The organism is Sphingomonas sp. (genome assembly GCF_048594985.1).
GTDB lineage: Bacteria > Pseudomonadota > Alphaproteobacteria > Sphingomonadales > Sphingomonadaceae > Sphingomonas_I.
Genome location: NZ_JBMDXG010000226.1, coordinates 1 through 10,224 on the forward strand (window position 1 = coordinate 1; position 10,224 = coordinate 10,224).

General features: G+C 69.6%; 10 protein-coding genes. 4 read left to right on the forward strand and 6 right to left on the reverse strand.

Annotated features, from left to right (window positions below):
• The 4 genes from guaB to ACOJSF_RS08965 all read right to left on the reverse strand — a co-directional run.
• The coding region (guaB, locus tag ACOJSF_RS08950; RefSeq protein WP_420141867.1) for an IMP dehydrogenase at nt 1-885 on the reverse strand (885 nt) is incomplete at its 3' end.
• A gap of 63 nt (nt 886-948) precedes the next feature.
• A complete protein-coding gene (locus ACOJSF_RS08955; protein ID WP_420141876.1) occupies nt 949-1,734 on the reverse strand; it encodes an HpcH/HpaI aldolase/citrate lyase family protein in 786 nt (261 codons plus the stop codon).
• Nucleotides 1,735-1,777: 43 nt separating this feature from the next.
• On the reverse strand, nt 1,778-2,092 hold the full coding sequence (locus ACOJSF_RS08960; protein ID WP_420141868.1) for a 6-pyruvoyl trahydropterin synthase family protein: 315 nt from the start codon (nt 2,090-2,092) through the stop codon (nt 1,778-1,780).
• A gap of 89 nt (nt 2,093-2,181) precedes the next feature.
• Nucleotides 2,182-2,424 (reverse strand): hypothetical protein, encoded by a 243-nt coding sequence (locus tag ACOJSF_RS08965; protein ID WP_420141869.1) that lies wholly within the window; start codon nt 2,422-2,424, stop codon nt 2,182-2,184.
• A 566-nt stretch (nt 2,425-2,990) separates the two neighbouring features.
• Between ACOJSF_RS08965 and ACOJSF_RS08970 the strand changes: the two genes are divergently transcribed.
• The 4 genes from ACOJSF_RS08970 (at nt 2,991) to ACOJSF_RS08985 (ending at nt 6,532) form a co-directional block, all read left to right on the forward strand.
• Nucleotides 2,991-4,130, forward strand: coding sequence for an EscU/YscU/HrcU family type III secretion system export apparatus switch protein (locus ACOJSF_RS08970; RefSeq protein WP_420141870.1), 1,140 nt, complete (start codon nt 2,991-2,993; stop codon nt 4,128-4,130).
• A 63-nt stretch (nt 4,131-4,193) separates the two neighbouring features.
• Nucleotides 4,194-5,801, forward strand: coding sequence for a flagellar filament capping protein FliD (fliD, locus tag ACOJSF_RS08975; RefSeq protein ID WP_420141871.1), 1,608 nt, complete (start codon nt 4,194-4,196; stop codon nt 5,799-5,801).
• Nucleotides 5,783-6,190 (forward strand): flagellar export chaperone FliS, encoded by a 408-nt coding sequence (gene fliS / locus ACOJSF_RS08980; protein ID WP_420141872.1) that lies wholly within the window; start codon nt 5,783-5,785, stop codon nt 6,188-6,190. Before fliD ends, fliS begins: the two co-directional genes overlap by 19 nt.
• A gap of 78 nt (nt 6,191-6,268) precedes the next feature.
• On the forward strand, nt 6,269-6,532 hold the full coding sequence (locus tag ACOJSF_RS08985) for a hypothetical protein (protein WP_420141873.1): 264 nt from the start codon (nt 6,269-6,271) through the stop codon (nt 6,530-6,532).
• Nucleotides 6,533-6,546: 14 nt separating this feature from the next.
• On the opposite strand, the gene ACOJSF_RS08990 is transcribed toward ACOJSF_RS08985, so the two are convergent.
• Complete coding sequence (locus ACOJSF_RS08990; protein ID WP_420141874.1) at nt 6,547-9,348, reverse strand: M16 family metallopeptidase; 2,802 nt, start codon at nt 9,346-9,348, stop codon at nt 6,547-6,549.
• Between the two features lie 215 nt (nt 9,349-9,563).
• Nucleotides 9,564-10,224, reverse strand: a 661-nt coding sequence (locus ACOJSF_RS08995; RefSeq protein ID WP_420141875.1) for a DnaB-like helicase C-terminal domain-containing protein, incomplete at its 5' end; no start/stop codon positions are given.

Below are 10,224 nucleotides of genomic sequence, written 5' to 3' on the forward strand. Positions count from 1 at the left end.
GCCGACCTTCAGACCATCCGCGCCAGCATCGATCAGCGCCTGCGCGGCATCGCCGGTGGCGATATTGCCGGCGATCACCTGGACCCGGTTCGACAGTTTCTTCACCCGCTCGACCGCGCGCGCGACGTCGCGATTGTGGCCGTGCGCGGTGTCGATCACGATCAGGTCGCATTCGGCGTCGACCAGCGCCTCGGTGCGGGCATAGCCCTTGTCGCCGACCGTGGTCGCCGCCGCGACGAGCAGGCGCCCGGCATCGTCCTTCGTGGCGGACGGATAGGTGACCGCCGTGTCGATATCCTTGACGGTGATCAGGCCGACGCAGCGATACTCCTCGTCCACCACCAGCAATTTCTCGATCCGGCGCTGGTGCAGCAGGCGCTGCGCCTCGGCGCTGCTCAAGCCCGTCTTGACCGTGGCGAGATTCTGGCAGGTCATCAGTTCGGCGACCGGCAGCTCGGGCCGCTCGGCAAAGCGCATTTCGCGGTGGGTCAGGATGCCGACCAGCTTGCCGCCCGCCTCGACCACCGGGAAGCCGGAGATGCGGTGGCGCTGCATCAGCGCGCGCGCGTCGGCCAGCGTCTGATCGGGCGTGAGCGTGATCGGATTGACGACCATGCCGCTTTCGAAACGCTTGACCGCGCGGACGGCGGCGGCCTGCTCCTCGACGTCGAGATTGCGGTGGAGCACGCCGATCCCGCCGAGCTGCGCCATCACGATCGCCATGTCGGCTTCGGTGACGGTGTCCATCGCCGCCGACAGGAAGGGAATGTTGAGCTTGATCGCGCGGGTGACGTGCGTGCGCGTGTCCGCGTCGGTCGGCAATACGTCGGACGCGCCGGGCCGGAGGAGCACGTCGTCGAAGGTAAGGCCGAGTTCGATGGTCATGAATCCTCGAGGATGCGGGGGAAGAAGGATTCGCGGCCATATAGGCCGGGGACCGCCCGCGCGCTAGGCCACGCCGGCGCGGGCCAGCACGCGCCGGGCGCTGTCGACGTGCATCGTCTCGATCATCCGGCCGTCATAGCGCTCGGCGCCGCCGGTCGCGGCGGCGATCAGCGCGCGCGCGTCGGCCACCTCGGCCTCGGACGGGCCGAACAGGCGGTTGGCGGGATCGACCTGGTTGGGGTGGATCACCGCCTTGCCGTCGAAGCCGAGCAGGCGGCCGGCGCGACAGTCGGCGGCGAACCCCTCCGCATCGTCGATCCCGTTATACACGCCGTCGAACACCGCGATCCGCGCCGCGCGCGCGGCCAGCACGATCGCCTGGAACGCCAAGGCCAGCCCGTTCCGCCCCGCCGGCAGCCGGAGCGCCGCCGCCAGATCGTTCGTTCCGGCGATCAGGCCGGCCACGCGCGCGGTGGCGGCGATGTCCCGCGCGGCATAGACCCCCGCCGGCGTTTCGATCATCGCGATCACCGGCCTGGGCGCGGCGTCGAGCTCGGCCGGCCGTTCGACCTTGGGCCAGACGACGAAGTCGGCACCCGATTGCGCGACCGCCGTTCGATCGGCGCCGTGCCAGCGGCTGTCCGAACCGTTGATGCGGATGGCGAGCAGGCCGGGCCAGTCGCGTGCCGCCGCGACCGCCGCCGCGCGCGCGATTTCCTTCTCGGCGTCAGGCACGGCATCCTCCAGATCGAGGATGACGAGGTCGGCCGGCAAGGTCCGCGCCTTGGCGATCGCGCGCGGATTGGACGCGGGCAGGAACAGCGCGGAGCGGACGTGATCGAGCGGCAGGGTCATGGTGCGTTTTCCTCCCCGCCGCGCGCGGCCGCAAGCCTCAGCCGGCGATCCAGCGCGCGAAAATGCGCTCGGCGGCGCGCGAGACGTCGACCTGGGCGACGTCGAGACCGGTTTCCGCCATCCGTTCGGCGATCCATGCGGCGATCGCCTCGCCCCAGATCAATTCGCGCGGCAGCTCGCCATGATCGAGCGGGGCGAGCACCGCGCGCAGCCGATCCTGCAGCGCGACCGCGTCCCCGCCACCGGCGACCCACACCACGACTTCCCACGTATGCCCGTGCAGGACATCGTCCACCGAACGGTGCGCGGCCGAGAAGTGCCAACCGACGCCGGTCAGCGTCCGACCCGTCATTCTGTCGTCCTCGCTCTATCGAAAGCGAAGCCCCATAAGCGCGGCGGGCGCGATATGCTCGCGGAAAATGGCGGCGCGCGGGACGCGGATCAGCCGGCGTCGGGCGAGGCCGCGCCCTTTTCCAGATCGGTGTCGCCGGTGACCGCGAGCAGGGCCCGGCGCGCACCATATTGCACGCCCCAGCCGATCGCATAGGTCACCGCGATCGGCAGGAGCACGCGGAGCGCGCCCTGCGCCAGATAGCCGCCGATCGCGCCCTTGATCCCGCTGTCGCCGTCCTGACGATCGATCGCCGCCCCCACGAGCATTCCGAGCATGTTGCTGGCCATCATGATCTCCTTTGGAGAGGCCAACGCACCTGCATCACGGAAGCTGCGTCGCGGCGGAACCAGCCGAGCCTTAGGCAGCGGCCATCGCTAGGGGGAGCGGCGCGCCCGCCACCGTGGCGGGAACCGGCCGCAGCCGAGCCCGAGGCGGGGGATGATCGCCGCTACGACGCCTTGGCAGGGCAGGAACAGCTAAAGCGTAAATTCCCAACTGCCCGATCTGCAAACCTTATTGACGCCGCCCATCGAAACGACCGATCCTTCGGAATAGTCGACACCGCCATATTTGCAGACGGCGCCCGCGACCCCGGGATCATCGAACTGCACGTCGGAAGAGATGACTCCGATCGAGGCGGAGGGCGATTCAGGCTGATCTTTCTCGTCCGACATAAAGCAACTCCAGTTTCAGAGGCGACTCGCGAACGACGGTGATGGTCTCACATCTTCGTCTCTCCAGCGAGCGAATTGGCGGATACCGGCGAGACCCGAGTCCGGGCGTTGACGATCGTTCCGCATCACGCGCCCTGCGCCCCCTAACGCATCGTTAACCCTGTCGCGCGATAGCGCGCACCATGGCCGACACGCCCGATCGCGACGAGAAGACAGAAGCCCCGACCGGCAAACGCCTGCGCGAGGCCGCGCAGCAGGGCGACGTGCTTCAGTCGCGCGAGCTGGGCACCGCGTTGGTGGTGATGGCGGGCGCGGGGTGGATAGCGCTGGGGGGCCCATGGATGCTCGGCAGCCTCGAACGATTGCTGGCCGACGGCCTGACGATCCAGGCAGGCGACGTGGCCGGATTCGATCCGGCGCGCGCCGCGATGCGGCTGATCGTGCCGGTGGTGGCGCCGCTCGCGACGCTGTTCGCGCTGACGTTGGTCGCCGCGATCGGGACGCCGGCTTTGCTCGGCTCGCTCGGCTTCCGCTGGGGTGCGATCGGGTTCAAGCCGGCCAAGCTCGATCCGCTGGCGGGCCTGCGCCGCATCTTCGGCCCGCAGGGACTGATCGAGCTGGCCAAGTCGCTCGCCAAGATCGTGCTGCTGGGCGGGGTCGCGTGGTGGCTGCTCAAGGACCGCATCGCGACCATCGTCGGCCTCGGCCGCGAGGACATCGTCGCCGCGCTGGGCGACATCGGCGCCGTGTTCACGCTCGCGGTGTTGGTGATGGGCGTGGCATTGGTGGCGATCGCCGGGATCGACGTGCCGATGCAGATGATCCAGCGCGCCGCGCGCCTGCGCATGACCAAGCAGCAGATCCGCGACGAGCATAAGGAGACCGAGGGGTCGCCGGAAATGAAGGGGCACATCCGCGCCAAGCAGCGGCAGATCCTGTCGAGCTCGGCGCGCAAGGCGCTCAAGGAAGCGACCGTGGTGCTGACCAACCCGACCCATTTCGCGGTCGCGCTGCGCTATCGCCCCGGCTTCGACGCGGCGCCGGTGCTGCTGGTCAAGGGCAAGGACGAGGTCGCCGCCGCGATCCGCGAGCTGGCCGATACGCACGCCGTGCCGATGCTGAACTATCCGCAGCTGACCCGCGCGCTCTATTACACCAGCCGCCCGGGCGAGATCATCCGCGAGGACCTGTACGTCGCGGTCGCGACGGTACTGGCATTCGTGTTCAACCTCGATCGCGCGATGGCCGAGGGCATCGTCCAGCCGCCGGTGGACGTGCCCGCCGCCGCGCGCTTCGACGAGCATGGACGGGCCACGTCGTGACCGAACGGCGCTTAAGCACGGCGGTGGGCGGCCGTTATTCCAGACAGCAATGAGCAGGCAGCCATGACATCGATCGCCAACTCGCTGGGCGTGGGTTCCGGCATCGACATCCCGACGATGGTGAACGGGCTCGTCTCGGCCACCTACGATCCCAAGATCGCGGCGCAGACCGCGAAAGAGACCGCGAACAGCGCGAAGATCAGCACGCTCGCGACGCTGCGGAACAGCCTGTCGACCTTCTCGACCGCGCTCAACACGTTGGTCGGGGGCGGTACGCTCAAGACGCAGCCGACCAGCTCGGACTCGAGCGTCGCCACGGTGGCGCTGCGCAGCGGGGCGTCGATCGGCGCGATGTCCGCGCAGATCGAGGTGCGCCAGCTCGCGCAGCCGCAATCGATCGTGTCCGCGCACGTCGCGTCGAGCACGGCGGCGATCGGCAAGGGCACGATGACGTTGAGCGTCGGCGGCAGCCCCAAGACGATCACGATCGACGACGGCAACAATTCGCTCGCAGGCCTCGCCCGCGCGATCAACGCGGCCGGCGCGGGCGTGACCGCCACCGTCGTCACCGACGCGAACGGCGCGCGCCTGGCGCTGAAGGGCGGATCGGGCAGCGCCAACGCCTTCACGCTCACCGCCGACGCGGGCGCCGACCCCGCCCTCGCCACCTTCACCTATGGCGACGGCGGCGACGAGATGACGCTGGCACAGGCGGCGCAGGACGCGATCCTTCGCCGCGACGGCATCGACATGGCGCGGCCGTCCAACACGATCGACGACCTGATCGAGGGCGTGACCCTGACGCTAACGGGGGCCAAGCCCGGCACGAACGTGACGATCGGCAGCCGGCGCCCGACCGAGGCGATCACCCAGGCGGTGACCGACTTCGTCGACGCCTATAACGAGATCAAGGCGCAGATCAGCGCCGCCACTTCGGCCGGAAGCGGCGGCGGCGCGGCGGGCGCGCTCTACGGCCATGGCACGATCAAGACGATGGAGCGCCAGCTCGCCCAGCTCGTCTCCACCACGCTGCAATCCGGCGCGGGGCCGCAGACGCTGGCGGAGATCGGCGTATCGACCCGGCGCGACGGGACGCTGGCGGTCGACGCGTCCAAGCTGGCGGCGGCGCTCAAGGACCATCCCGACAGCGTCGAGGCGATGTTCAACCCGCAGCAGCGCGCGTCGAGCCCGCTGGTCACGATTTCGAGCCCGATGGGCGCGACCAAGCCCGGCACCTACACGCTGACCAATCTGGTCGCGGCGACCGGCGGCGGGAATGCATCCGGCACGATCGACGGACGCCCCGGCCTGCCCGCGAGCGACGGGCGGCTCTACGCATCCTCCGCCACGGCGGCGCGCGGGCTGATCGTCACGCCGATGGGCAATGTCGCGAGCGTGACGATCACCGTCGACGCGGGGCTGGGCGGCGCGCTGCAGGGGATCAGCGACGCCATGACGCGGTCGGACGGCCTGCTCGGCGCGCTCGGCACCCAATTCGACGGCGACAAGAAGCGGCTGAGCGAGGCGCGCGACCGGCTGGAGGCGGCGCAGACGGCCTATAAGGACCAGCTCACCGCCAATTTCACACGCATGGAATCACGCGTCGCGGCGTCGCGCGCCACGCAGAGCTACCTCACCCAGCAGATCGCAATGTGGACAAGGCAGAACTGATGTTCGGAGCACCATCCCGTTATGCCGCGCCCGGCGCGCGCTATCGCGACATCGACGTGTCCGCGCGCGTCGAGGGCGCGAGCCCGCACGGCCTGGTCCAGATCCTGTTCGACGAATTGCAGAAGGGGCTGGAGACGCTGCGCGCGGCGGAGGCGTCGGGCGATTTCGCGCGGCGCAACGCGGCACAGGCGCGCGTCACATCGATCCTCCACGGGCTCGAAGCGTCGCTCGACTATCAGAAGGGCGGCGAGATCGCGGCGAACCTCGGCAAGATCTATCGCGAGGGGCGCCGGCTAATCGCGACCGTCGGCCCCGCGCGGGCCGAGGCACTGGCGGAGGCGCGCACCATGCTGGGCGAGATTGCGGCGGCATGGACCGCGATCGCCTGATGGTTACCGTCTTCGAAACCATCGTCATGCGCATCCTGGAAAGGATAGCCACCTATCCCGACGCCTCTGGAGGTCGTTATGTTGGGTAAGCTTCGCGAAGACTATCAGCCGATCCCGCTGCCCCCCCGCCGGTCGCATGCCGCCGTGGACGCGAGCGAGGTCGATGCCGTCCCCTCCCCCGCGCTGCGGCTCCAGCAGCAGATCGCGCGCAGCGTCGCGACGATCCCCGAGGAGAAATGGTCGCCGCGCGCCAGCGTCGCGCTGATCGTCTCCGTGTCGCTCGCCTTGTGGCTGGCGATCGTCGTCGTCAGCGTCGAGCTGATCGGGCCCGTCTTCGCCTGATCATGTCCGCCTGATCATTTCAGCGCGACCTTATCCAGGTCGAGCTGGGCGATCGGCACCACTTCGGGCGCGGCGCCCGCCTGTCGCAGGCGCGGCAGGAAGTCCGCCGCCTTGCCGATGACGATCACGCTGCTTCCCGCCGGATCGATCAACTGGCGCGACACGTCGAGCACCTGCGCCGGCGTGACGGCGGCGATGGCCGGCGAATAACGCTTCATCTCGTCGAGCGGCACGTCCTGCAGGACCAGCCCGGCGGCATAGCCCGCCAGCCCGTCGGTCGTCTCCACCTGCCGGCCGAAGCCGCCCAGCAGAGACGCCTTGCGCGCATCCAGCTCAGCGGCCGGAACGGGCTCGGTCCCCATGCGCCGCATCTCGCCGCGCATCAGATCGATCACCTCGGGCACGGTTTCGTTCTTGGTCTGCGTGTAGGCGGTCAGCGGCCCGGGCGCACGGCGCGCCTGAAAGCCCGAACTGGCGCCGTAGGCGAGCCCGCGCTTGACGCGCACCTCCTGATTGAGGCGCGCGCTGAACCCGCCGCCCAGCGCCGAATTGGCGAGGAGCATCGGGTAGTAGCGCGGATCCTTGCGATCGATCGTCACGCGCGCGACCATCACCGCCGCCTGCGGCGTTTGCGGCAGATCGACCACCACCGTGCGCGGCGCGACCGGCGCGCCTGCGGCGGGCAGCGGCGCGACCGGCGTCGCGGGCGCGCGCCAGTTCGCGAACATGGCATTACCGGTCTGCTCGGCCGCGTCGGGCGTGATGTCGCCCGCCATCACCAGGGTGACGGCATCGGGCCGCCAGCGCGCGCGATAGCCCGCGACGATGTCCTCCCGCGTCAGCGCGCGGAGCGAGGCGGGCGTGCCGGAGGCCGGCTTTCCATAGGGGCCATCGCCATAGACGACGCGCGAGGCGACGATCGGCACGAGCGATTCCGGCGATGACAGCGCCACCTTGAGCCCGTCGAGCGCCTGCGTCCGCCCGCGTTCCAGCTCCTCCTGCGCAAAGGCGGGATCGGTCGCGGTATCGGCGAAGAGGCGCATGGCGGGCGCGAGCGCGTCCGACTTGACCGTCAGCGACAGCAGCATGCCGTCGCGCGTGGCGCTCCCGCCGATCGCGCCGCCCAGCCCCTCGATCGCGGCCGCGACCTGCGTGGCGTTCATCCGCGACGTGCCCTTGGTCAGCAGGTCGGCGGTCATTTCGGCCAGGCCCGCGCGGCCATCGGGATCGGTCGAGGAGCCACCATTGGCGACGAGGTAGGCGGTGACGATCGGCAGCGCGCGCCGCTCGATCACCACCAGCCGCATCCCGTTCTTCAGCCGGCGCTCGACGATGGCGGGCAGGACAGGCGTCACGGCGGGGCCGGCGGCGGGCGGCTGGACCCGCTCGGCCTCGCTCGCGACCTGAACCACCTGCACGTTGGGCGGCGTCACCAGCGGCGCGGGCCGCACGCCCGGCCCGACCGCGATCGCATCGGCCTTCGCCCCCTCGGGCGCGGACAGATAGGTGATCGTGACGGTCCGGTCGTCGGGCAGCCAGCGGCGCGCGGCGCGCTGGATATCGGCGGCGGTGAGCGCCTGGATCTCGGCCAGCATCTTGTCCGACGCGTGCGGATCGTCCTCCAGGATCAGGCCCGACGCGACGGTCGAGGCGCGGCCCTGCGCGGTCTCGCGCGACTTGAGCGCGGAGGTGATGACCTGGTTCTTGACCCGATCGAGCTCCTCGGGCCGGACCGGCGCGTCGCGCAGGCGGCCGATCTCGCGGCGGAGCGCGGCCTCGGCATCCTCAACCTTCTTGCCGCCGGCGAGGACCGCGTACGCGGTGAACATGCCGGTGCCCTTGCGGGTATCGGCCATCACGCCCGCCTCCGCCGCAATCCGATCCTGATAGACGAGCGACTGATAGAGCCGCGAGCTTTCGCCACCCGACAGGATCGCGTCGATCATCGAGATGGCCGCGAGGTCGGGATCCTTGCGGGGGGGAAGCTGCCACGTCATCACCACGGCGGGCAGCGGCGTGTCGGGCGCGTTCAGGACGTGGCGGCGCGCCTGCGTGCGCACCGGCTCGGCCACGCTGGTGCGCGGGATGGCCCAGCCCGGCTTCCTGAGCGGGCCGAAGTAGCGATCGACCCAGCGGTCGAGATCGGCCTGCTTGTAATTGCCCGACACGACCAGCACGGCATTGTCGGGCCGGTAATATTGCGCGTGGAAGGCGCGCACGTCCTCCACGGTCGCCGCGTCGAGATCGGCGATGCTGCCGATCGGCGAGCGGGCATAGGTCGAGTTCGTATAGTTGGCGGCCGGCACGTAGAGGCGGAACAGGCTGTCATAGGGGCGCGCCGCGTCGCCGCGCAGTTCCTCCTTCACCACGTCGCGTTCGGCGGCGAAGGCGGCCTGGTCGATCACCAGCGACCCCATCCGCTCGGATTCCGCCCACAGTAGCCGTTCGAGCTGATTGGCGGGCGCGACCTCGTGATATTCGGTGAAGTCGTCGTCGGTCGAGGCGTTGTTCGCGCCGCCGACATCCTCGGTCAAACGATCGAACATGCCCGCCGGCATGTTGCGCGTCGCCTTGAACATCAGATGTTCGAACAGGTGCGCGAAGCCCGAACGCCCCCTGGGATCGTCCTTGCCGCCGACATCGTACCAGACCTGGACCGAAACCGTCGTCCCGCTCGTGTCGGGCATCGACACGACGCGCAGGCCGTTGGCGAGCGTGCGCTGCGTGAAGGACAAAGGCGGCACCCGGACGGGATCGGCGACGGCGGGGGCGGCGAAGACGAGGGCAATCGCGGTAAGCGGCGCAAGGAAACGCAAGACGGGCTCCCGAAAGGACAGGCGCCCTAGGTGCGCCCCCCGCGCGCGGAAGGGAAGAGGCTTGCGGTGGATGCCTGTTCGTGCGCCCTTCGGTCCTGCCCCTGCGCACTACCCGCCGTTCGTGCTGGGCGAAGTCGAAGCACGTGCCCCCGAACGATCCGCGCGCGGCCCGTCCTTCGACTTCGCTCAGGACGAACGGATTGGTGTCATGCGGCTCAAGCGTAGTCGTCCGCCAGATCGCTGAACTTGGTAATGCGGGTCTCGAACTTCAGCTTCACCTTGCCGGTGGCGCCGTGGCGCTGCTTGGCGATGATCAACTCGCAGATGCCGAAGGCGCGCTCCATGTCGCGCATCCACTGGTCGTGCGCCTCGAAGGTCTTGGCGTCGTCGCCCTCGCCCGGCCGCTTGGGCTCGCGCGCGGCGACGTAATATTCCTCGCGGAAGACGAACCAGACCATGTCGGCGTCCTGCTCGATCGAGCCCGATTCGCGCAGATCGGACAGCTGCGGGCGCTTGTACTCTCGGCTTTCGACCGCGCGGCTGAGCTGCGACAGCGCCAGCACCGGCACCGACAATTCCTTGGCCAGCTGCTTCAGGCCGCGGCTGATCTCGGAGATTTCCTGCACGCGGTTGCCGTCCGACGCCTTGCCCGATCCTTGCAGGAGCTGGAGGTAATCGACCACGATCATGCCGATGCCGCGCTGGCGCTTGAGCCGGCGCGCGCGCGTGCGCAGCGCGGCGATGGTCAGGCCGGGCGTGTCGTCGATGACCAGCGGCAGGCTTTCCAGCTCGCCCGCCGCGCGTGCGAGGTTGCGGAAATCCTGCTGGCTGATCTTGCCCATGCGCAGGTTTTCGGAGCTGATGCCCGAATTTTCC